The 23,208-nt window shown below is 63.0% G+C and carries 14 protein-coding genes and 1 pseudogene; 8 read left to right on the top strand and 7 right to left on the bottom strand.

Going from position 1 to position 23,208, the window contains the following annotated elements; all coding sequences use genetic code 11:
• The first annotated feature begins 97 nt into the window (after nt 1-97).
• Genes A5766_RS05220 through A5766_RS05210 form a run of 3 tightly spaced genes read left to right on the top strand, consistent with a single transcriptional unit; the run spans nt 98 to nt 3,917 of the window.
• Nucleotides 98-1,138, top strand: a complete 1,041-nt coding sequence (locus tag A5766_RS05220) for an NAD(P)-dependent alcohol dehydrogenase (protein ID WP_039854111.1) — start codon at nt 98-100, stop codon at nt 1,136-1,138.
• The gene (locus tag A5766_RS05215; RefSeq protein WP_005201849.1) at nt 1,135-2,607 is read left to right on the top strand and encodes a mannitol dehydrogenase family protein; all 1,473 of its coding nucleotides are present in this window, start codon (nt 1,135-1,137) and stop codon (nt 2,605-2,607) included. The genes A5766_RS05220 and A5766_RS05215 overlap by 4 nt, the downstream gene beginning before the upstream one ends.
• Nucleotides 2,604-3,917, top strand: coding sequence for a xylulokinase (locus A5766_RS05210; protein ID WP_082965451.1), 1,314 nt, complete (start codon nt 2,604-2,606; stop codon nt 3,915-3,917). Before A5766_RS05215 ends, A5766_RS05210 begins: the two co-directional genes overlap by 4 nt.
• Before the next feature lie 52 nt (nt 3,918-3,969).
• Here A5766_RS05210 and A5766_RS05205 read toward each other — a convergent pair whose 3' ends face one another.
• Both A5766_RS05205 and A5766_RS05200 read right to left on the bottom strand, forming a co-directional pair.
• Nucleotides 3,970-4,659, bottom strand: coding sequence for a helix-turn-helix domain-containing protein (locus A5766_RS05205; RefSeq protein ID WP_064903678.1), 690 nt, complete (start codon nt 4,657-4,659; stop codon nt 3,970-3,972).
• Complete coding sequence (locus A5766_RS05200; protein WP_064903676.1) at nt 4,656-6,152, bottom strand: APC family permease; 1,497 nt, start codon at nt 6,150-6,152, stop codon at nt 4,656-4,658. Before A5766_RS05200 ends, A5766_RS05205 begins: the two co-directional genes overlap by 4 nt.
• A gap of 245 nt (nt 6,153-6,397) precedes the next feature.
• On the opposite strand from A5766_RS05200, the gene A5766_RS05195 reads away from it, so the two are divergent.
• From A5766_RS05195 to solA, 3 genes are read left to right on the top strand one after another with little or no spacing between them, the layout of a single operon-like run.
• A complete protein-coding gene (locus A5766_RS05195; protein WP_064903748.1) occupies nt 6,398-7,861 on the top strand; it encodes an APC family permease in 1,464 nt (487 codons plus the stop codon).
• A gap of 31 nt (nt 7,862-7,892) precedes the next feature.
• On the top strand, nt 7,893-9,020 hold the full coding sequence (locus A5766_RS05190) for a tyramine oxidase subunit B (RefSeq protein WP_064903673.1): 1,128 nt from the start codon (nt 7,893-7,895) through the stop codon (nt 9,018-9,020).
• The gene (gene solA / locus A5766_RS05185; protein WP_064903745.1) at nt 9,017-10,171 is read left to right on the top strand and encodes an N-methyl-L-tryptophan oxidase; all 1,155 of its coding nucleotides are present in this window, start codon (nt 9,017-9,019) and stop codon (nt 10,169-10,171) included. Before A5766_RS05190 ends, solA begins: the two co-directional genes overlap by 4 nt.
• A 469-nt stretch (nt 10,172-10,640) precedes the next feature.
• Here solA and A5766_RS05180 read toward each other — a convergent pair whose 3' ends face one another.
• The 3 genes from A5766_RS05180 to A5766_RS05170 form a co-directional block, all read right to left on the bottom strand.
• Nucleotides 10,641-13,151, bottom strand: coding sequence for a CHAT domain-containing protein (locus tag A5766_RS05180; RefSeq protein ID WP_005201856.1), 2,511 nt, complete (start codon nt 13,149-13,151; stop codon nt 10,641-10,643).
• A gap of 769 nt (nt 13,152-13,920) precedes the next feature.
• Nucleotides 13,921-16,461 (bottom strand): S8 family peptidase, encoded by a 2,541-nt coding sequence (locus tag A5766_RS05175; RefSeq protein ID WP_005201857.1) that lies wholly within the window; start codon nt 16,459-16,461, stop codon nt 13,921-13,923.
• A gap of 5 nt (nt 16,462-16,466) precedes the next feature.
• Nucleotides 16,467-17,465 (bottom strand): AAA family ATPase, encoded by a 999-nt coding sequence (locus A5766_RS05170; protein ID WP_005201858.1) that lies wholly within the window; start codon nt 17,463-17,465, stop codon nt 16,467-16,469.
• A 738-nt stretch (nt 17,466-18,203) separates the two neighbouring features.
• Between A5766_RS05170 and A5766_RS05160 the strand changes: the two are divergent.
• A pseudogene (locus tag A5766_RS05160) lies at nt 18,204-18,827 on the top strand (TetR/AcrR family transcriptional regulator C-terminal domain-containing protein); the annotation flags it as partial.
• 158 nt (nt 18,828-18,985) lie between these two features.
• Nucleotides 18,986-20,668 carry an acyl-CoA dehydrogenase family protein gene (locus A5766_RS05155; RefSeq protein ID WP_064903670.1) on the top strand — a complete coding sequence of 561 codons (1,683 nt, stop codon included), beginning with the start codon at nt 18,986-18,988 and terminating at the stop codon, nt 20,666-20,668.
• Here the strand turns inward: A5766_RS05155 and A5766_RS05150 are convergent.
• Together A5766_RS05150 and A5766_RS05145 are read right to left on the bottom strand one after the other, a co-directional pair.
• Nucleotides 20,643-21,554: a LysR family transcriptional regulator gene (locus A5766_RS05150; RefSeq protein WP_267626749.1), complete on the bottom strand. Its 912-nt coding sequence runs from the start codon at nt 21,552-21,554 to the stop codon at nt 20,643-20,645. The genes A5766_RS05155 and A5766_RS05150 overlap by 26 nt on opposite strands.
• Nucleotides 21,555-21,753: 199 nt before the next feature.
• Complete coding sequence (locus A5766_RS05145) at nt 21,754-23,121, bottom strand: FAD-binding oxidoreductase (protein WP_064903665.1); 1,368 nt, start codon at nt 23,119-23,121, stop codon at nt 21,754-21,756.
• Nucleotides 23,122-23,208: the final 87 nt, after the last annotated feature.

Below are 23,208 nucleotides of genomic sequence, written 5' to 3'. Positions count from 1 at the left end.
GCATTTGCTCACTAGCGGTAAATCTGCTCAATACGCTAACATCCGTGATGTGAGCTATGCAACATCCTCGACGACGAGTGATCAGGGACTCCACACAATGCGAGCTTCGGTTCTCTCGCCCGGCCGACAGCTGTCCGTAGAGACCAGACCCGTACCCCGGCCCGGCCCCGGAGACGTCCTTGTGCAGGTCAGCGCGGTCGGAATATGCGGTTCGGACACGCACTACCTGCGCCACGGACGCATTGGCGAGCACGTCGTGCGCGAGCCGCTGATCCTCGGACACGAGGCCGCCGGGGTGATCGTCGACGTCGGAGCGGGCGTCCAATCCTCACGCATCGGCCAGCGCGTGTCGATCGAGCCGCAGCGACCCGACCCGACGAGCACGGAGACGATGCGTGGTGACTACCACCTGTGCCCGGCCATGCGCTTCTACGGAACGCCCCCGGTCGACGGCGCGCTGACCGAGTTCGTGACGATCGGTTCCGCATTCGCTCATGCCGTACCCGACGACGTGAGCGACGAGGCCGCCGCCCTTTTCGAACCCCTGTCGGTCGGTCTCGCGTCGATCGCGAAAGCATCGGTTCGACTTGGTGATTCACTTCTGATCAGCGGAGCGGGGCCGATCGGGCTGATGTGCGCGCAGGTAGCCCGTGCGGCCGGGCTCTCGCGAATCGTCGTGAGCGAGCCCGACGAAGAGCGTCGGTCGCAGGCACTCCGATTCGGGGCAACCGATGTCGCCGTTCCCGGCACGGCCATCGCACCCGTGGACGCATTCGTCGACGCGAGCGGTGCGCCGGCAGCGGTCACCGCGGGCATCTCCGCTCTTCGACCCGGAGGCCGTGCTGTGCTCGTCGGCATGGGTGCTGACACCATGGAACTCCCCATATCGTTGATACAGAACCGTGAGATCGTCCTGACGGGCGTCTTCCGCTATGCAAACACCTGGCCAACGGCGACCCGACTCACCACCACCGGCGCCGTCGACCTCGACTCCATGGTCACTGCCCGTTTCGGACTCGACGAGCTGCCCGCGGCGCTCAACGCCGATCACATCACAGGACACATCAAAGCTGTTGTGTATCCGGCACTCTCGCGCTACACCGAACCCCGACCCGACACCCGAAAGGCGCACTCGTGAGTATCCGGCTCAGCAACGACGCTCTCCCAACAATCACCGGCATTCCGACGCCCGGTTACGACCGCGCACACGTCACCGTCGGAATCGTCCACTTCGGTGTCGGCGGATTTCACCGCGCGCACCAGGCAATGTATGTCGATCGCCTTCTCGCCGAACCCGAGTCACGATCGTGGGGTATCTGCGGCGTCGGTGTCCGGCAAGCCGATCAGGCCATGCGGGACGCCCTCGTGCCCCAGGACGGGCTCTACACATTGACCCTCAAGAGTCCTGACGGCGCTGTCGAGACCTCGGTCATCGGATCAATCGTCGAGTATCTGTATGCTCCAGACAATCCCGAGTCCGTCTTAGAAAGGCTCGCTGACCCCGGCACCCGCATCGTGTCGCTCACGGTCACCGAGGGCGGATACAATTTCTCCCCTGCGACAGGTGAATTCGACGCCGAGAATCCAGCCATCGTCGCAGATCTGAGCGGAAACCAGGCTCTGGCAACAGTTTTCGGATTGGTGACGGAAGCCCTTGCACGTCGGCGTGCACGCGACATTCCGTCGTTCACAGTGATGTCGTGCGACAACATACAGGGCAACGGCCACGTAGCGCGCTCGACGTTCCTCGCCTACGCGCGTCTGCGTGATCCTGAGCTCGCTCAGTGGATCGACACCCATACGTCGTTTCCCAATTCGATGGTCGACAGGATAACGCCGGTCACCCCACCTGAATTGGCGGCGGAGGTCGAGGCACGCACCGGCATCGTCGACAACTGGCCTGTCGTTGCCGAGCCATTCATCCAGTGGGTCCTCGAGGACTCGTTCAGCGACGGACGGCCCGCGCTCGAGAATGTCGGAGTGCAGATCGTCGATGACGTCACGCCGTACGAACTCATGAAGCTACGTCTGCTCAACGCGAGCCACCAAGCGTTGTGCTACTTCGGTTACCTACTCGGCTACCGCTATGTTCACGACGCCGCAAGCGATTCCGACATCCGTGAACTGCTGCGCCGCTACATGTTCGACGAAGCAGAACCGACACTTGCACCATTGCCCGGTGTCGACGTCAACGCATATATCGACACACTTCTCGAACGCTTCGCCAATCCCGCCATTGCCGACACGATCGCACGCCTGTGCCAGGATTCCTCCGACCGCATTCCCAAATGGCTCGTGCCAGTGATTCGCGAGCGACTCCACGCGGGTGGCAACGTCGATCTTGCCGCTGCCGTCGTGGCGAGTTGGACTCGATACGCCGAGGGCATAGACGAGAACGGCGACGTGATCGACGTCGTCGACCCGAAGGCCGACGAACTCGTGCCACTGGCACAAAAGTCGCGGACCGAACCGCTCGCCTTCGTGTCGGAAAGAGGGCTCTTCGGCGAACTCGCCGACCATGACGGCTTCACCAAGCCCTACCTGTGGGCGCTGGAAACTCTGCGTACCAAGGGTTCCCGCGAGACCCTGAAGGAGTTGCTCTCATGACACTCGTCGCGGGGATCGACTCGTCGACGCAATCCTGCAAGATCGTGATCTGTGATGCCGAGACCGGCGCAGTCGTTCGCTCGGCGAGCGTGCCACACCCGCCGGGTACCGAAGTAGATCCCGAGCACTGGTGGACTGCGTTGTGCGCGGCCATCTCCGCCGCGGGCGGGCTCGACGACGTCGCGGCCGTGTCCGTTGCCGGACAGCAACACGGCATGATCTGCCTGGAGGAGTCGGGCAGGGTGGTTCGAGATGCCTTGTTGTGGAACGATACCCGATCAGCGACGAGCGCCGCCGACTTGATCGATGAGCTCGGCGGACCCGAGAAATGGGCGGAGACAGTCGGCGTCGTCCCGGTTGCCTCGATCACTGCGGCAAAACTGCGTTGGCTCGCGGACAACGAACCTCAGAACGCCGACACGACTGCCGCTGTATGTCTTCCCCACGATTGGCTGACGTGGCGGCTGTCCGGATCGACCGACATCGCCACACTGACCACCGACCGCAGCGATGCTTCGGGAACAGGATACTTCAGCGCTGCCCGAGACGAATATCGCCCCGACCTGCTTGAACTTGCACTACATGGGCGAACTCCGTTGTTGCCCAGGGTGATCGAGGCCGAACAGGCTGCCGCGCGAATCCCCGGCGGCGCGCTACTCGGCGCGGGACTCGGCGACAACGCCGCCGCTGCACTCGGACTACAGGCCGGTCCGGGCGACGCCATTGTCTCGCTGGGTACCTCCGGAGTCATCAGCGCTGTCACCGATGTCGCGCCGTGCGATCCATCCGGCATTGTCGCGGGCTTCGCCGATGGCACCGGCCGCCATCTGCCACTGGTGTGCACGTTGAACGGTGCACCGGTTCTCGCCGCAACCGCGAGAATGCTCGGCGTCGACCTCGATGAGTTTGCACGACTGGCGGTCTCGGCCCCTGCAGGCGCACACGGGCTGCGTCTCGTGCCCTACTTCGCCGGAGAGCGCTCGCCGAACCTGCCCGATGCGACTGGATCACTGACGGGGATCACGACCGAGAACTTCACAGCACCATCGGTCGCACGTGCTGCCGTCGAAGGACTACTCGGTTCGCTGGTGTGGTGCCGGGAGCAGATCGAGGCGCAGTGCGTCGATGTCGAGAGGGTCATTCTCATCGGAGGTGGAGCGAAATCGCCGGCGATACGTGCCATCGCACCATCAGTCTTCGAAGGCACCGTCATTCTTCCCGCCGAAAGTGAATGGGTCGCACTCGGGGCGGCCCGACAGGCTGCCTGGGCACTGACGGGGCATCTGCCGGGATGGCCGGTGGCGACGTAGCGGCACGACCATGTCTTGATCTCAGCGATATGAGCTACTCCCCGTCTTCAGCTCACTCCTCGCCGGAGTCCATGATCTCGGCGACCCGTCGTGCAGGGTCGGCCAGTAATCGGACCAGTGTCTCCGGGTTCTCGATGTGCTTGGCGGGCGCGGCGATGGTGAGCGCGGCGACCAGCGTCGAATCTGCTCCCCACACCGGTACCGAGACGCAGCCGAAATTGGGTATGAACGAACCGATTTGGCTCGCATGCGTCGGTGCCGCGGCGGGATGCCCGGATCCGACGGCGGTCATCAGCCGGCCCGCCGCGGACGCGGTCAGATCATGGAGAAGCCGGCCGGGATCACTGAGCGGGTAATCCGGATCGATGTCCATCAGGCTCAGCCGGGCCCGCGACGTCCCCGCGCGGTGGCTCCCGAACAAGTGCACACCGAACCGTAGACCCGCGCGCACCTCGTCGAGAGCGGTACGGAGCTGGTCGGAGACCGGTGGGCCGGCCGCGGCGCCGAGCATGCGATCGATTCTGGCGCCGAGCGCGAAGCCGCCCAGATCGGGCGTACGGACCAAATACTCCTCCTGCGCAAGAAGATTCACGAGGCGATACGTCGCCGACTTCGACAATCCGAGATGCCTGGACAACTCGACGGCGGTCACACCCGGTCCCATCGTCGCGACCTCTTCAAGGATCTGCAGTGCATTGATCACCGATTTCGACGACGAGTCGCCCCCGAAGGCAGGACTCATCGCGACGGTCCGCCACTGACTGCGGCGTCGGACTCGAGATGTCCGCTGAACACCTCCGAGCGCATTGGTGTTTCGTGTATTCCTATGTGCGCTGTGACCAGTGGCCGAACGCGACGCAGCGTCGCATAGCCGACTGCCGCCAGCGCCAGCCAGACCAACGCGCCGATGATTCCAGGTGCCCAGATGCCGCCGATGTTCGTCGCGACGAACACCACCAGGATGCCGCCGAATCCGACCGCGGCGAGCCAGGCTGTCACCGCCGCCCGTCGTTGCAATTCACCGGTCTTGCGCAGAAAGGCAGGCGCCGCAACACAGACCAGGACGTAGGCGACCATGAATCCGATGGCCGGCGCTGCCGCCATCGAGCCGCGCATGGAACTCTCCGACGCACCCGCCGCCAGCGATACGACAATGACTGCGACCATCACGAGCAGACTCACAACCAGACCGACGACCGGCGTTTTGAATCGCGGATGCGTGTAGCCGAGTCGGCCAGGAAGGACGCCCTCTCGGGCCAGCGACAGCAGAGTTCGGGTCAGCGCCGTCGTACTCGCAAGCGCACACGCCAGAAACGATGCGCACACACCGAGATTCGCGAGCGGGGCCACCCACGACGCTCCGATACTCTCGGTGAGCACATCGACGTTTCCCTCGCCGAGTGCCGAGATGCCGTCGAGCACGTTCGCTCCGCCCGCCTGTGCCAGTGTCGCGATGAGAACGACGACAGCGCCGAGGGCCAGCGAGACGTTGATCGCCCGCGGAATGGTTCGCAGCGGACGTTTCGCTTCGACCGACAGTGTTGCGGCGCTTTCGAATCCGATGATCCCGCATGTCGCGACGGCTACGCCCGCAAGATAGTGCGACCATCCGGTCGGCACCGCGACCGCAGCGCGCACCGACATGTGGTCCCAGTTGCGTGTGACCAGCACTCCGACAAGGGTCAACAATCCGGCGACCGCAACGGCCTCGATGATCAGCCCGACTCGCGCCGAGACTCGTACGCCTCGGATCAGGACAACCCCCATGACCACCGTGATCCCCGCAACGGCAAGACACGTCGTCAGCGTCGACGGTGCACCGAGGCCGAAAATCCGTAGCCCATAGGCTGCGGTCTGCGAGAGCGTGAACATCGCCAGCGACCCGTAGCCGAGTGTCATCGCGGCCGCAGTGGCAGCGCCTGCCCCGGGGCCGAGCCCCTTGGCCGCATAGGTGTAGAGGGCGCCCGGAGCAACCACGCGCGAAGCGAAGACACCGAGCGTCGATGCGACCAACGCACAGAGCACGGTTGCCGTGACGACGCACCACACCAACGGCGCGTTCGCCTGGCCGAGCAGCATGGGTATCGTTGCGGCTGCAGCGCATGGCGCCATGACGGCCACCGACTGCGCGACCACATCGGTGAATCCAAGACTTCGACGATCAAGCCCGACCAACTGAGTGCGAGCGCCCAGCCGAAGTCGCTCGCGAACGCGCTCTCTTGCTGGTCCCGGCATAGCGCGGACGCTAACCACAGCGTGTTTCGGCCGTGTTACTCGATGGTGTTGTGGGCGTGACACGCAACGGGTCTCGGCGTCGAGCGTCGTCCCACAAGGGTGTCCAGACGTGTTACCGGCGGGCAACGGCGCCGCGACGGGGCGGTCAGAACATATATCCACGGGCATCGACGCCCAGTCCTCACGACATCTCCCTGCACGATTCCTTGCATGATGTCGTCCGTCTGATCGCAGAAGAGAATCACATGACATCTATCGATACCGGCGCTGCCACCGCCGGCCAATCCGGCTCGTCGTCTCGATCCCTGCAGGGGTCGCTCGGCGTCGGAGCCATCGTCTTCATGGTGGTCGCCGCGGCCGCTCCGCTCACCGTCGTCGGCGGTGGTGTGCCCGTCGCATTCCTGCTCGGCAACGGCGCGGGCGTGCCGTCGATGTTCGTCATCGCCGCCGTCGTCCTGCTGCTCTTCTCGGTGGGACTGAGCACGATGGCCCGCTACATCCCCCGGCCGGGCGCCTTCTTCACCTACGTCGGTTACGGTCTCGGCAGGCCTCTTGGACTCGGCACCGCGCATCTGGCGCTGCTGACCTACACGATGATCCAGGCAGCGGTGTACGGCCTGATCGGTGTGCTGATCTCCTCCGGCGTCTCCGACCTCGGCGGACCGTCGATCGCCTGGTGGGTGTGGGCACTGGTGATCGCAGCGTTCACCGGCATCCTCGGCTACCGGCACATCGAGTTGAGTTCCAAGGTTCTCGGTCTGCTGCTCATCGCTGAGATCGGGATCGTGCTGATCCTCGACATCGCCATCATGGCCAAGGGCGGCAACCAGGGACTCTCGATGGCCTCGTTCAAGCCGTCCGAGGTGATGTCGGGCGCACCGGGAATCGGCCTGATGTTCGCCGTCGCCGGATTCATCGGCTTCGAGGCAACCGCGATCTTCCGCAACGAGGCTCGTGACCCTGACCGCACCATCCCGCGCGCCACCTACGTCGCCGTCCTGCTCATTGGCGTCTTCTACGCCTTCTCGTCCTGGGCACTCGTCATGGCGTGGGGACCGGACAACGTGGTCGCCGCTGCCGCCAAGGACCCGTCGGGCATGATCATGGCGACGGCACAGACCTACCTGGGCACCTGGGCATCGACGACGGTCAACGTGCTACTGATCACGAGCCTCTTTGCGTGCATCCTCAGCTTCCACAACGTGATCTCGCGCTACCAGCACTCGATGGCCTCGGCGACGGCGATGCCGTCGAAGCTGGGCACGGTGCACCCGAATCACCTGTCGCCCCATGTCAGTTCGTTCGTGCAGACCATCACCGCAGCACTGCTCATCGTCGTCTTCGCTGCCCTGGGACTCGATCCCGAACTCGAGGTCTTCGCCTGGTTCTCCGGCGTCGCAACTCTGGGAATCGTCGTGCTGATGGCGCTGACCTGCCTCGCGGTGCTGGTGTACTTCCGCCGCAACAACATTCAGGCCGGCCTCTGGCGAGCGGTGATCGCACCGACGCTCGGGCTCATCGGACTCATCACCATCCTCGTGGCGGTGATCTGGAACTTCCCGACGCTGATCGGCGGTTCGCAGTCGCTTGCCGACTTCTTCATCGCACTCGTTGTCGCGGCAGTCGCGCTCGGCGTGGTCCAGGCACTGATCATGCGACGCCGCAACGTCGTTGCGTACGAATCCCTGACCTCGGCCATCGCAGTCTGACTCCTTCTCTCAGCACAGAACAGGAAAATCCATGACCTCCATCGACTTTCGCTATCTCTCCGAACCCGACATGATCGCCGCAGGCGTCACCGACATGGCGGCGTGCGTCGACGCCATGCAGGAAACCTTCGTGCTGCTGCATTCCGGCGACTACCGCATGGCGGGCACCAACAGCGACTCCCACGGCGCAATGGTCACCTTCCCGGACGAGTCCCCGTTCGAGACCATGCCCAAGAACACGGCGGATCGTCGTTTCATGGCGATGCCCGCCTACCTCGGTGGCAGCTTCGGCACGAGCGGTATGAAGTGGTACGGCTCCAACATCGCCAACCGCGAGAAGGGCCTTCCAAGGTCCATTCTGATGTTCATGCTCAACGACACAGATACAGGTGCTCCGCTGGCATTGATGTCGGCAAACCTGTTGTCGGCGTATCGAACCGGAGCTGTCCCGGGCGTCGGCGCGCGATTCCTGGCACGCGAGGACGCACAGGTCGTCGGCATCGTCGGCCCCGGCGTCATGGCCCGGACCTCGCTGGCCGCATTCATGGCGACCTGCCCCAAGATCGACACCGTCAAGGTGAAGGGCCGCAGCCGCGGCAGCCTCGACAACTTCGCCGGTTGGGTTGCGCGGGAGCACCCGCAATTGACCGTCATCGAGGTCGACGACGTCGAGGATGCCGTGCGCGACAGCGACATCGTCACCTACTGCACCTCGGGCGAGATCGGCGATCCGTCGACTTATCCCCTCGTCCGCCGCGACTGGCTGAAACCGGGGGCGTTCTTGAGCATGCCCGCCAGCTGCGAGATCGACGAGGGCCTCAAGGCATCCGACGTTCGTAAGGTCGTCGACAACATCGGCCTCTACGACGCCTGGTTCGACGAGACCGAATACCCCTCGCACAACTCGATTCCCATCATCGGCTGCAAGTTCATGGACATGATCCACGACGGCTCGATGCCGCGTTCAGAACTCGTCGATCTCGGCGCGGTTGCAGCGGGCGCCGTTGAGGGACGACGCAACGATGACGAGATAGTGATCCTGTCGGTGGGCGGCATGCCCGTCGAAGACGTCGCGTGGGGCACCGTCGTGTACCGCAACGCGGTGGAGCGTGGCATTGGGACGCCTCTCAACCTGTGGGAAAGCCCGGCGCTGTCATGAGCGATGTTTCTGTGGCCGCACACCATTCGGTCATCGTCGTCGGGCTCGGCTCCATCGGATCGATGACGTTGTGGCAGTTGGCAAAGCAGGGTGTCGACGTTCTCGGTATCGAGCAGTTCGGGAGGGTACACACCGAGGGCGCGTACGCGGGTGAGTCGCGATTGTTCCGCGTCGCAGCGAAGGAGGGTGAGCTGTTCACTCCCGCCCTGCTGCGGTCACGCGAGCTGTGGCAGGAACTCGGGGCCGGATACGGACGCGACATCCTGCTGCCCGCAGGCGCACTCAGCGTCGCACCGTCGGATCATCCCGATTTGCAGCCGACACTCGCGTCGATCGAGCACTTCGACCTGCCGCACGAGATTCTCGACGCTGCGCAGATGCGACTTCGCTTCCCGCAGTTTCACATTGAGGACGACGACATCGGCGCGCTCGACCTCCTCGGGGGCGCCATGCGTCCGGAGATGGCCGTTGCCGCCGCCACCGATCAGGCGTTCTCACACGGTGCGTCGGCCGTTTACGACACCGAGGTGCTCGACATCGTGGAGACACCGAGCGGCGTTCTCGTGCGTACGAGTCGCGGTGAGTTCACCGCCGACCGCGTCGTCGTGACGGCCGGTCCATGGACTGCTCAACTGCTTCCCGATCTGCGAGACGTGGTGCAGACGAAGACCTTTGCGCTGACGTGGCTCATGCCGCGCCACGTGGAGCGGTTCACGCCCGATGTCTTCCCCGGATTCATGCGCGACCTCGACGACGTGCACGCCTTCGGAGTACCGACACTCGACGGCTACAGCATCAAGATCTGCCCACACATCGACCTCGACGCATTCGACGACTGGGCCGACCGACCGACGACGCTGAGCCGTGAACAACTCCGTTGGATCGGCGATCAGGCGGCGCGCATGATCCCCGATCTGATCCCCGACGTCGTGCGGTGGTCGTTGCATTCGGATTCGTGGACGCCGACCAAGATGCCGATCATCGACAGCGTCGGCGACGGCGTGATCGTGGGAACAGCGTTCAGCGGCAACGGATTCAAGTTCGCGCCGGTGTGGGGTGAATGCCTGGCCGCGCTTGCGACCGGCGGCCGGAACCCGTTTGGCGACGACGCGTTCAGCGTCGCGGGGCATCGGGCGGTGGCGTTGGCGTGAGCGTGTCAGGGCCAGGTCCCACAAACGACATTCGGCATCGACACTTCCCGCTCGAGCCGGCGCACTACCGTGACCCCCGGGCCTGCCGATCGCTCTGTCGAGGTGTCGGTAGTTGTGGTGGAGATGTTGTGTCGCAATAGTTGTGCCGCATCACGGGCGGGCTTGCCGTGCGGGATGCCTTCTTTTGCGGTGGTATGGCCGCCGACTGGAGAAGGCGCCGGCCAAGGCCATGGTGTCGAGCGCGTCGACATGCCTGTCAGTACCCACCTGTGCTCCTGTTCCGGCGGTGGCGTGTTCGGGGAGCGTTCGGGCTCTTTCGGATTGACGCGGCTCGAAGGGCCAGTGGGTGGCGACGGACAGTGAACAGCGTTCATAGGCGATTCGTAGTGCGGTTGGGTTGAGATGCGGCGCAGACTTGCGGCGGGTACGGGAGTGCTATGTCGTTGAGTCAGGCCGCGAGCTACTCAGCTCATTGACGCGCGAGGATAGTGAAGCTCGCCCAGTCGTAGAATGATGCGAATGGCTGATAGTCAGAGCTTCGGCCGAGCACAGACGACGGGAGGCCGACAGTACCCTCGGATTCATCTATTAGACGCCGAATCTCATCTAGTGACACGCGTCGGATCCACTCCTGCGAGTTCCAGAAAGCGGCGATCCATGCGGATGCATCTCTCTTATCGTGCGCCGCAAGTTGTCTGTATAAATTCTGAGTAAAGCAGTAGGCTGCCAAGTCACCTACAGGCCAGGAAGTACCGATTGAAACTTGGCCACCAGCGTATAGAAACGCACTTTGAATGCTGAGGAATTCGTCTTGTGCCTGAAAGTTATGTGCAGCGCCAGACTGACATGAGCTGAGAACACAAAAAGCTGGCCGAGGCCCACTTTGCAAGATGTCCGATGCGGCCATTTTCCCGCCATAAAGTATCATGCTGGACTTGCTTGGATCTATGTCGGCGTACGAGTGCCCACTAAAGTGAAGTACCGTACCCGGCCCATCTTCAAGATTTTGCAGATCAACTGCGGTCGCGGAGACCGACGCAATCTCAAAGTAGCGGGCAATCGCTCCGAGATCAAGAGCAGCGAATGGGAGGCTTTCGTAGCCTGGAACGGCATCCGCAGATGCCACCATGACTGGCTCGCTCATTACCACTGGAGAATCGGTGCCCGCAGCAAGCGTGCGGGAAGGAGCGATCGCTGTTCGCATTTGGGCCCCAAGCACCAATCCATCCGCCGTTTCTATCGACGCCACAGGAAACGCTTGGAAATATCCTCCAGGACATATTCTGATATTGACCCCCGTTGCATTCTCCATAATGAAGTCCGCCACCGGTGTCAATTCTTTTGCGATAGTTGTTGCAGCGGCAGCTGCATCCGTCCTGTTGCCCGCTTGCTGCGCTGCAATAAGACCATAATCGACGACACCACTAAACAGGACCGCCAAGGTGCGACCGGAAAGGGTAGGAAAGGTGCGCCCGAAGTAGCATTTGGCGCCATCGAGTGTCTCGTTGAGACCAATGACAACTGTTGCAGCCGGGCTGTGTGTTAGATGCACCCACGAGCAAGAAGAATTACTCCGAGTTCCCTTAGCGATAGATACATCCATGATTTGCATAGTCCTTGTCGAGATAAGACCACGGGTCAACTCGAGTACCTCGAAAGCGACCTCATACTCCGAGAAATTTGCAAGCCTGCATGCAAGAAAGCGAAATGTTGTGTCGTTCGACCTCAGCAGACGTTCAATATCGTTACTAGCCCATCCACGTCGCAACGTCGTGATACACGCGGCGATCCTCCTCAGAATTTCTGTGTAATCATCACGCGCCGGGTCGTCGGGTTCTAGCGCAATCATGCTCCTCGCCCACTCGAAGTACACGTGGTGGTCTTCAGCCACCCACACGAGCTTGAGGGCTTCAACGGCGTCTTCGTCGACAGACCAGGTGTTCAAGTAAGTGCTGGCCAGGAGGTGGCGCTCCCAAAGTAGTCGAGCCTTGCTGAGACCGGAAGCCGAACTGATCGCCGTGGACAGTGCGTCGAGGGCGCGCTCGTACAGACGCTCATGCACGTTCACGCTAATATGGGGCGTGGCCCACCCAGGGGCGGATGACATTCCGTACGCGGCAGGGTTGCTAGTGATCGCAGATGCAAAGTCGACCGGGTTAGCGTCAAACCGTTGCCTTAGCCATTCTGGAACATCGTGGCGGTGAGAAAGTAGAATTTTCAGACCTTCACGAGATCGAAGTCCGCGAATCCGGCCACGAACAATCTGACTGCGATTTAGGGGTAGCGTCGAAGCCAAACCGATTGGAGCTTCTTCCAACTTGTCGAACTCTTTGGATGCGCGATCCAGTAGTCGATCTGCCTGTTTCAACAGTTCCTCGTTGTCGGAGTCGGCTTCCGCGATGAGCCGAAGGCATAGGGCCAAATTGAATCGGCTGAAGGCGATATCGGACGGGCGATTCTTCAATTCGACCGAGCGTTCGAGCAGAACCCGGGCCTTTTCCAACAAAATCTGGTCAGCGGCCGACATCTCAAGGATGCATAAAGCAGCGTTGGCGGCTTCTGCCCCAGATTCGCTTCGCTTTCCCTGCGCAGCGTAGCGAGTGGATACCTCCTCCAATACTTCGTACGCTTTGCGGCGCGCCTCGTCTCGGTTTGGCACAATCACTGCTCTCAGCACTTGTCCACAACGAGCTTGGCTGTTCGTGATCTCAGCGTCGTCTATTGCGTATCGACGTGCGATGCCGCGGCACGCCCCGTAGTTCTTCATAGCGCGTACCGCATCGGCAAAGGCCAAGGCGCCACCTCTGACCGTCCGGTCTGCGATCGTCAAGAGGTTCCCACCGGCCTCCATCGCGGCATCCTTTGTAGGAAACTCCCGTTCGAAGAATCTATTCTCAGCTTCGTCGGCGGCGGCGAGCAGCTGCTGGATCAAAGCCGCGGTGACAGAAGTTCCACCTTGGGGAGCTTGGATGGAGGACACTGTTGACAGTGTACAACCCTCGCCCGTTCAAACTTCTCTCATCAATTCTGGCGAACGGTCGATTCTCCGTACGTTCGCAGCATAAGATGCGCCGCCTCGTGCTCGCCGAGGAATTCCTACAGCGACGAGCCTCCGCAAGACTACGGTAAGCGAAATTCCATAAAGCTCCCCGATCTCGACAGGAGTCAGTCGGGACTGTTCGTAGAGCGCCTGGAGCGTCGCTGTCGGAATGTGAAATTTAGGACGCCCGTGGGGTCCTACTCGGAATCCGCAGGCGCTCATCAGCGCGACAATCTTCGTTCTGCGGATCCCCTCGGCCTTTGCAACCTGAGTAGCGGATTCCCGTCCTCCGCATACTCGCGCAACCTGTCACTGGTGAGCAGTCTCTGGGTTCCTAACGTGCGATTGACCCCATTCCGCACGGAGAGCGATGTGACTGGATGCTCAAGGAGATGCAAGCATGGGGAGGGTTGTCGGACATCGAGGGCTGCCATACTCGTCAGAATCATTAGTAGCAGGGAAACACCTGCTGCAACACAGAGCTCCTGATCGATCTCAGGCTACCGTCCAGGAGTCGAAAGTCGGGGTGCCCCACTGAGTATGGACGGACACACGCCACCACGCGAGTCAGGCGTGCCCCTAACACTGAGGGGCCGGCAGCAGGGGTCGCATCTGCGCACTCGTATCGACACCGTCTCGGTACATAGGCGTGCATGCGGGCGAACCCAAGCGCACCACCGTAGCGCGGATCGGCGGCGAGAGGTTCATGTCATGTGTTGGTCTCAACGACTGTTTGAATCTGAAGGGAGACGGGTGTCCATAGGTCAATGTCCACATCGGGAGCTTCGATGCTGACAACGAGGGAGTAGTCGACACCCTTATCGCTCTGGTCCCAGGCGCGACGGTATTGCCACCAGCCGGCAACTGGGTAGACAACGATCGCCCCCTTGCTGGCTAGGTTGACCGCGGGGCCGGTCCAGATGTCGGTATGCAGTGAGACGGGCTTCTGTTGTTGGGCGCTGCCAAAAAGCCATCCCTTCTCAGTCTTCGAGCTCGGGACTCGCTGCCCTTCACTGCGGGCGCGTTTGTTGATGCGCTGCCTGAATCGGCCGAGGCTCTCATCGGCACGTTTGGTCGCGAATCGCAAGCCATGCGAGGGGTAGACGTATCGGCCGGTCCAGCCACGGCTCGACGGGTTAGGTTCAACGAAGTACGACAACGTGACCCGCATTGACACTTCGATCTCCCCGAGCGATTCCAGTTGCTCGATCGGCCACGGCAGGTCGTGGAGATTCATCTCGCGCACCTTGTTTGCGCCGTCGCCCCGCTCGAATGGATGAATGCGTGCCTGAGCGATGAGCGTCAGCGCGTCGGTAGCGCTCCGCAAGGCTCGGTCCAGATCAGGAACACCCATCCCATAGCGGCGCAACAGATTTGCCAGATCAGTCTTGTTGGCGTTGCGGTCGTTGAAGCGCGCGTGCATTGGTTGGGTCCACCGCGCGGAGTGCACGATCAGCGCCCGTATCGTCTCGGGAGTCAGATCTGGGTACGCCGCTCCGATACTGGCGGCGATGGCAGCAACCTGCGCGGTCGCGGCAGAAGTGGCGCTCGTAGTTGTAAGGAATCCGGTACCAAGTTGCTGCATTCTGGTCGTGAGCACACCGAGATTTGGCGGCGTGTCTGCGCTGGTCTTGTCCGGTGAAGCGGCAACGTTTCCGCCGTTCGCGACGACCTCGGGCTTGAACGGCCAGTCCCCGCCGTGTAGTACCGAAGTTCGACTAACCGGCGACAACTCCCCCCTTGCCGCGATGGGGATATAGCCCGCGAAAGCTGTTGGCGCGTCGGCCATGTCGTCGTGCTGAGAGTAGGCACCGACCGTCAACGAGTTCCATGACTGTGCCGGATCTTCGACAGGCGAAAGGTCACTGCGGTCTAGGTGGTCGTCGGCTGGGTTGATTGAGTTGATGTTTCCTGCCGAGATGACGAACAGGCGCGGTGTGCGGGGTTCGTCGCGGTCGAGGTAGGTGAGTCTGGAGTCAGTGTGATCAATCGCGCGACCGAAGGACAAGGCGTCGACCGCAGCGGACCACGACGTGGGCCGGCCCCGCTCGACGTCGTCGGTGGACTGCGACGCGTCGGCGTCAGTGTTTGGGGCTGTGACCGCGAGCATGAACACGCGGAGCCGGTCCGCCGCCTCGATTTCAGGACGGTCTACGGCCCGGGCCGTGATCGCCCCGTACAGGTCGCGCTCGTTCTGCCCGTGGTCTGGCAGGATCTTGACCGACTCGAGCCGGTGATCCAATCGGACGGCGTGAGCAGTTGTGACTGCTCGATGCAGATCTCCGAAGAGTGCGAGCCCGGCCATCTCCGTTCCGTGGGCGTTGACGGGCCGACTCTGCCAAGTGATGTTAGCGACGTGCACGTCGGCCTCGGTTAGTGAGTCCGCCAGGAGCGGATGACCGTTCTGGACGCCAGTGTCCAGGACACACACGACTGGGGAGTCTTGGTCAGCGACCTGCAATCGGCGGCGCAGGTCGTCGACCCACTCTGATTGCTCGACGGCGGACATATCGGTGAGCAGGCTGGCGACCTCGTGTGGCCTTCGCAGCTCAGCCAGGTCATCGAGAGAGTCGAGGCCATGTGCGAGTTGGTTTGCAGTGGCACGCACGAGCATGACCGTCCGATCCTGGAAGCCGAGAGAGTTTCCGTTGGTCAGCAATTGATTCCGCTCGGCGAATCCACGCAGCCTCTCCTGCTCGTAGCCATCGCGGCGGCGCAGCCAAACTTCCCACCACACAACCTCGTTCGAGTCTGTGGGAAACTCGTCGTCGGGATCGGTCCACAGCTCTCGGATGGTGGCGCGGCGAATGGCAGCAATGCCCTCTACAAGCGTGGCGTTCTTGGCTTTGTCCTCGGTGGCGGTCTCGACGTAGTCGTTGAGGCGTCGGAGGAAGTAGTCCCGCTTGTTGTTCGGGATGTAGACGGTGGCGATTTGCATCGTGCCTGAGACTGTCCGGACCTCTTTGACCGCAACGAGTTCGGGTTGCTTGCCGCTGCGCTGCACATCGAGGCTCTGAAGTGCCAGCTCCAGACCGAGAAAGGACTCGAACGACACGTAGGTTCCCGCATTGTCCGTCTCGTCGGGAGTGGGGACGGCCTGTTCGAACTGCCGGGCTAGGGACCGCCCGTGGTCTGCACGGTCGCCGGAAAACTCTGGCCTGTCGCTGCTTCCGCCACCCCGCGTCGACGTGAACGGTTCCGCTTCTGGCGGGGCAGGCACGAAAAGGTGCGGGCGGTCACGCTCGGCCATGCCACCTACGCGTTCGGCCAGTGCTGCGCGTCAGCCCGAGCCCGCTCCGCCAACGCAGACACGAGGTCGTCGGTCCGGATGCGGGCCCGTTCCGCCAGCACTGTCCGCTTAGCCGCGTTCTCAGCAGCAGTGGCAATCTCGGCATGACTGAGGCCCTCCGCCGCGGAGATCACGCGTTTCCAACTCAGGTTGCTGATGGAGAACGAGGCGAGCCTGTTCTCGATCACAGTCCTTATGCCTTTGTCGTCAGGAAGGGCGAAATCCATCACGGTATCGAACCTGCGGAACAGCGCATTGTCTAGCAGCCGGGGGTGATTTGTGGCCGCGACGACCACGCTGTCGGAATCGTCTTCCTCCAGGAACTGTAGGAACGAGTTCAACACACGTCGAATCTCACCTACATCGTTTGGTGCCGCACGATCCCCAGCGAGTGCGTCCACTTCATCGAAAAGGTAAACCCCACGAGTTTCCACCAACGCATCGAAGACCAGTCGCAATTTCGCAGCCGTCTCGCCCATGAACTTGGTGATAATCGAGTCCAGCCGAATCGCGAACAGTGGAAGGCCCAGCTCCCCGGCAATCACCCGAGCCGTCGAGGTCTTCCCGGTGCCCGGGGAGCCGATCAGAAGCAGTCGGCGAGCAGGCCGCAGGCCATGTCGGGCAAGCTCGCCACGCTGACGCTGTTCTAGGAGAACCTGGCGGAGCTGGTCGCCGAGGCTGTCGGATAAAGCCAGATCACTCAGCCGCGCATCCGGATAGCTGACGGTCAGCAGCGATCCGAGTTCGCCTCGCGGCTGGGTGACCGCTACTACCGACGCCACCCGGGTCGAGGTGACCCCCTTTTGACGGAGGTCATCCACGAGGTCGCGAAGCTCCTGGGCGAACTTGGACTGCCCAGAACGTGCGGCCTTTGCTGCCACCTGCATCGCGACCGAGTAAAACTGGGAATCATCGCCGTCGGCGTGACTGACTACAAGCGCTTTGAGCTGATCGTTCGTCGCCACAGACTGACCTCCCCTCGATCCACTCCAAGTCGACCGACCGATTCGGCCAGGCTTATACGCCACAAGACTATCTGGGTCCAAGCTGTCCCCTGCAGCGCACCGCCGAACCGATTCAGAGACCGCTCGCTAGCGGCCCGGCCGAGGGCCTCGTCGAATCGCAACCGAGACGGCTAATGCACGACAAACCCGGGGCGATCCAAGATATGCCTCTCCACGTAGGCGCCTTCGAAGGCCGCCGAAGCCAGACGGAACTGGCCGATCTCGCCGACAGCGTCCAACAGGTTATGCCCGACCCCTTCGCAGCGCCCGAACGCGGCCGCTACCAGCTGGTCAGCGAGCACAAGCCAGGTCACATCCGTCGCCGAGGACACCGGTCTCAGCAGCGAAGGCCACCTCGGCACCTACCGCATAACCACAGGTTGGTTTGTCGCGCCACCCGGATTTGGCCCTGAGCGCAAAGCTGGCGGCGCGACGCACCGGTTGGCCACCCCATCCACGCGCGCTGGCCGTTTCGGCCCTCCACATGGACGACTCCCATCGCATCTGATCTACGCGTGGATTATCTGAGATCGGTCGAAATGGACTTGGCTAAATCGGGTTTACACGTGGATCTCACAGCGACGACTACTGGGGGTCCAAAACGCTCCATTGACCTCGGCGTCGCTCCGTTGACCCCGGCGTCGATCGCATTTATTGTGTGACATACAAACTTGTCGGTCATACAAACAGCGAGGTGGCGTGGCTTCTTCTACATCGCAGCGCGCGACGCGTAGCTCGGGGAAGCAGACGCGCCAGACCCTGCTGCACGCCGCCGACCACGTGTTCCGCGCGGAGGGCGAGACCGCGTCGGTCGCGCTGATCTGCGAACGGGCGGGCACGTTTCCCAACCAGGTGACGTACTACTTCGGCTCGAAGGAGCAACTCTTCGTCGAGGTGGCGTGCGCCGCGGTTCTCCGCGCGGGACGCCATGCCGAGGAGGCGGCCGAGGCCACTCCGACTGTCCGCGACTACGCACAGACCCTCGTGACCACACTGCTGGGACCGGAACTCCGAGGCGTCGAGATGTTTACCACGGCAATGCTTCTCGTTTCGAGACGGCCTGACCTGCGCGAGTTCATCACTACGACGTTGTACACTCTGCACGAGCGCGGCGAGGAAGCGCTCATGCAGAAGCTGGTGCGCACCGGCTGGCAGTTGCGCGCCTCTATCGGCGTCGAGGCCAAGGCGTTCTGGTCGGCGATTTTCGGTCTGGCGGTGCAGAAGTCGGCGACCGACGACAGTTTGGGGCCGTCACTCACCGACGCCGTCACGGTGATCTTCACGAACCTCGGCATCTCCGAAGAGGTTCTCAACGCGCGGCTAGGTGGTCTCGACAAGCTCGACCAGCGGGGAGGGCTCGACCAGCGGGGAGGACTCGACCAGCGGAGAGAGCAGCTCGACCAGCGCGGGGAGCTCGACCAGCGGGGGCAGCGAGAAACACCGGACCAACCCGCGCGCAGCCATCGACGAAAGGCATCACGATGACCTCAACCACCCCGACCACGCAGCCGCGGCCGCACGTGACGCACGCGGTGTTCAACCAGTCGGCCCCGCGGGTCGACGTCAATGAGTACGAGCTCAACACCGTGCTCGTCGAGGCCGTCAACCGCCACAATGCCGCCTGGGCCACAAGCGAACTCACCGACGTGGGCATGCTCGTCGGCAGCGCGCAGTTCCAGCACGACGCCAAGCTTGCCAACACCATCACGCCCGAACTGCACACCTTTGACCGCTGGGGCAACCGGATCGACGAGGTGGAGTACCACCCGAGCTATCACCGGATCATCTCCGCGGCAGTCGAGCACGGTGCGCACACCCGCTGTTGGGCCGACCCGCAGCCGGGTTCGCACGTCGCCCGCGCGGCGATCTTTATGCTCTTCGGGCAGATCGAGCCGGGCCACGGATGCCCGGTGTCGATGACCCACGCGGTCATCCCCTCGCTGGAACTGCAACCCGACGTCGCCGCCCAGTGGGTTCCAAAGGCGCTGTCGCGCAGCTATTCTCCTGGCCTGTCCGCAGACAAACCCTCGGCGATCTTCGGCATGTCGATGACCGAGAAGCAGGGCGGCTCCGACGTCCGTGCCAACACCACCGTCGCCCGGCCGGTCGGTGCGGGCGGCCCGGGCGCGGAGTACCTGCTGACCGGTCACAAGTGGTTCTGCTCGGCACCGATGTCCGACGCGTTCCTCGTCCTCGCTCAGGCGGAAGGTGCTGGCGGAGAGGGACTCTCGTGCTTCCTCCTCCCCCGAATCCTGCCCGACGGCACCCGCAACTCGTTCCGCATCCAGCGCCTGAAGAACAAGCTCGGCAACAAATCCAACGCGTCGAGCGAGATCGAACTCGACGGCACCGTCGCGCTGATGGTCGGCGAGCCGGGCCGTGGGGTACGCACAATCATCGAGATGGTCGCCCAGACCCGACTCGACTGCGTGCTCGGCAGCGCTGCGGGTATGCGGCAATCGGTCGCCGAGGCCACCTGGCACGCCCGCCATCGCGCGGCATTCGGAGCAACGCTCGCCGACCAACCGGCCATGGCGGCGGTGCTCGCCGACCTGGCACTCGAGTCCGAAGCCGCAACCGTCACCGCGATGCGCCTCGCTCGGGCACACGACGAGGATGCCGACGACACCGAGCGCGCCTTCCGCCGGCTCGCCACCGCGGTCGCCAAGTACTGGATCTGCAAGCGCGGTCCGCACCACGCCTACGAGGCACTGGAATGCCTTGGCGGAAACGGATATACTGAGGATTTCCCTCTGGCGATGCGTTACCGCGAGCAGCCGGTGATGGCCGTCTGGGAGGGCTCAGGCAACGTCATCGCACTCGACGTGCTGCGCGCGATGACACGCGAACCCGAATCGATCGCCGCATTCGACGCGGAGGTCAATCTCGCACGCGGCGCGAGCACCATCCTCGACGCCCATCTCGACAACGTCCGTGCACAACTCTCCGAGTTGGCAACGCTCGACGCGTCGTCGGCTCAGCGCCGAGCGCGGCGCGTCGTCGAATCCATGGCGCTTGCTCTCGAAGCCTCACTGCTGGTGCGGTTTTCGCCGACGCCCACCTCGGAGGCCTTCATCGAGGCCCGACTGGGCGACGACCGCGGAGCCGAGTACGGCACGCTTCCCGTAGGCGCAGATCTCACTGCGATTCTGCAACGGCACTGACGCCCACAGCGTCGAGGATGCGGTTGCGCATGCGCGGCGCGGTGTTGGGCAGCCACATCGCCATGACAGGGGTCAGCGGTGGATTGTCGAACGAGATGACGCGGATCTGGTTGTCGTACAGCCATCCGGGCTGGTTGGTGACGAACGCGACCGCCTGCGGATGTGCGATCACCGACGTGTGCGGCGGGGTGCCGCGGAGGTTGGAGACGATGATCTCGGGTTCGAAGCCCGCGCGACGGCAGTACGACACGATCATGTTGGTGTAGTCGGGTTCGAGCTCGGAGATCACGATCTGGCACGACGCGACATCCTTCATTGCGCACGTCTCATGCTGCGCGAGCGGGTGGCGCGCGTTGACCGCGAGACGCAGTTCGTGACTTGTCGCGATGGCACCCGCGAGGTCTGGCGGCGCCTCGACCGTGCGGGCGAGCGCGAGGTCGATACTTCCGGCGAGCAGCTCCTCGCGAATGAACTCCGCGGCAACCGGGCGAACGGTGATCGGCATCGTCGAGTCCTGCTGCACAGCCCCCTCGATCACCTGGAAGACCTCCGACGGCGCCAGGCCCTGGGTGTAGCCGATCACGTAGGGGTCGGGATTCTGCGCGTCGACCATCCGCACTTCCGACGCGAGATGCGAGCCACCGGCGAGCAACGGAACCGAGCCCTCGTAGAGCGCCGTACCGGCCGCAGTCGGCGTGAGCGATCGACGCGAACGCGAGAACAGCTGCACACCCAGTTGCCGTTCGAGATCCCTGATCGCCGACGACAGCGCCTGCTGCGAGATGAACAGACGCTCGGCAGCAACACGTAATGACGGCGCTTCGATTACTTCGACGAACATTCTGAGACGCCGAAGGTCCAGGTCACGATCCGATGAAGTCGTCATAGCCCCTATCATCAACCTGAGATTGACAATTGTCCGGATATTCTCGATGGATGGTTGTGCAAAACGTGATTACAGTGTCCTCAGCGGTACAAACTTGGAGTCAGCGCCTTCCACTTGAAGACGATAGCTGTGCTCGATCCCGGTCCGCATGTCGCAGCACAGAGGGGGCGTTGCGACATGCGGACCGGTGCCGTTTCACCTAGAGAAGCACACCGGGGTTGAGTAGTCCCTCCGGATCCAGGGCCGCTTTGATTCTCGCTGTGAGCTCCATGACATCAGGTCCGAGCTGATCAGGCAGCCAGCCTTTCTTCAATCGTCCGACGCCGTGCTCGCCGGTGATCGTCCCGCCTAGACTGATCGCGAGATCCATGACCTGGCCGAAGGCCACCTGCGCACGCGCGCTCTCGTCGGCGTCCGCGGGATCGAACACGATCAACGGATGTGTGTTGCCGTCACCCGCGTGGGCGATGACCGAGATCATCACCCTGTTGTCAGTCGCAATGGCCTCAACGCCGTCGATCAATTCGGGTAGCGCAGGCAGTGGGACCCCGACGTCCTCTAGGAGCAACGATCCGAGACGTTCGACGGCCGGGATCGCCGCGCGGCGAGCGGCGGTGAACGCCTCTCCCTCGGCGGGGTCGGACGTCGCGAACACCTCGGACGCCCCGCACCCGGAGAACGCCTTCTCGATCAGTTCCACCTCCGCGACGCCTGCGGGTCCCGGTGCGTCGGATTGCGCGACCAGCAGGGCCCCGGCCTCCCGATCGAGACCCATCTTGAGCATGTCCTCGACGGCGTTGATCGACACCGAGTCCATGAACTCGAGCATGGCCGGCCGGATGTTGGCGGTGATGGCGAGTACCGCTTCACTCGCGTGGTGCACCGACGCGAACGTTCCGACCACCGTGCATGCCGACGCCTGCGGCGGTAGCAACCGCAGCGTGACCTCGGTGACGATGCCCAATAGGCCCTCGCTGCCGACGAACAGCTTCGTCAACGGCAGCCCCGCCGAATCCTTGAGCTGTTTGCCGCCGATTCTGATCGCGCGACCGTCGGCGAGGACGACCTCGAGGCCGAGCACGTAGTCAGTGGTGACGCCGTATTTCACGCAACAGAGGCCGCCCGCGTTGGTGGCGACATTGCCTCCGATGGAACAGATCTCGAACGACGACGGATCGGGTGGGTACCAGAGTCCATGTGCCGCGGCGGCAGCTTTGACCTCGGCGTTCAACAGACCCGGCTGCGACACCGCCGTGCGGGTCGCGGTATCGATCGTCAGATTCCTCATCTTCTCGGTCGAGAGCATCACGGCTCCGTCGACCGCCGTGGCCCCGCCGGACAAACTCGTCCCGGCACCACGGGTGATCACCGGGATTCCATGCGCAGCGCACCACCGCACGACGACCTGGACGTCGGCGGTTGTCACAGGTCGAATGAGTGCCATCGGCGTGCCGGCGTCGGGGTCGTTGGCACGATCGTGGCGGTAGCCGGCAAGGATGTCGGGGTCGGTGACGACCATCTGATCGCCGAGCGAGGCGATCAGTTCGTCGAGAGGCGCACTGCTCATGAGTTCCAAGCCTAGCCTCGAAGTTTCGTGAGGTGGCGGTCGGTCGTTGAGTGGTCCGGATGGTGTGGTCTGAGGACCGGATTCCGG

Source organism: Gordonia sp. 852002-51296_SCH5728562-b, from assembly GCF_001665475.1.
GTDB lineage: Bacteria > Actinomycetota > Actinomycetes > Mycobacteriales > Mycobacteriaceae > Gordonia > Gordonia sputi.
This window is presented reverse-complemented; position numbering and strand designations above follow the sequence as displayed.

Excerpts from the sequence above, each read along its gene's own strand:
- A5766_RS05200 (WP_064903676.1), bottom strand. The coding sequence starts at position 6,152 with ATGCCGGGACCAGCAAGAGAGCGCGTTCGCGAGCGACTTCGGCTGGGC.
- A5766_RS05210 (WP_082965451.1), top strand. The coding sequence starts at position 2,604 with ATGACACTCGTCGCGGGGATCGACTCGTCGACGCAATCCTGCAAGATC.
- A5766_RS05155 (WP_064903670.1), top strand. The coding sequence starts at position 18,986 with ATGACCTCAACCACCCCGACCACGCAGCCGCGGCCGCACGTGACGCAC.
- A5766_RS05150 (WP_267626749.1), bottom strand. The coding sequence starts at position 21,554 with ATGACGACTTCATCGGATCGTGACCTGGACCTTCGGCGTCTCAGAATG.
- A5766_RS05205 (WP_064903678.1), bottom strand. The coding sequence starts at position 4,659 with ATGAGTCCTGCCTTCGGGGGCGACTCGTCGTCGAAATCGGTGATCAAT.
- solA (WP_064903745.1), top strand. The coding sequence starts at position 9,017 with ATGAGCGATGTTTCTGTGGCCGCACACCATTCGGTCATCGTCGTCGGG.
- A5766_RS05190 (WP_064903673.1), top strand. The coding sequence starts at position 7,893 with ATGACCTCCATCGACTTTCGCTATCTCTCCGAACCCGACATGATCGCC.
- A5766_RS05145 (WP_064903665.1), bottom strand. The coding sequence starts at position 23,121 with ATGAGCAGTGCGCCTCTCGACGAACTGATCGCCTCGCTCGGCGATCAG.
- A5766_RS05195 (WP_064903748.1), top strand. The coding sequence starts at position 6,398 with ATGACATCTATCGATACCGGCGCTGCCACCGCCGGCCAATCCGGCTCG.
- A5766_RS05220 (WP_039854111.1), top strand. The coding sequence starts at position 98 with ATGCGAGCTTCGGTTCTCTCGCCCGGCCGACAGCTGTCCGTAGAGACC.
- A5766_RS05175 (WP_005201857.1), bottom strand. The coding sequence starts at position 16,461 with ATGGCCGAGCGTGACCGCCCGCACCTTTTCGTGCCTGCCCCGCCAGAA.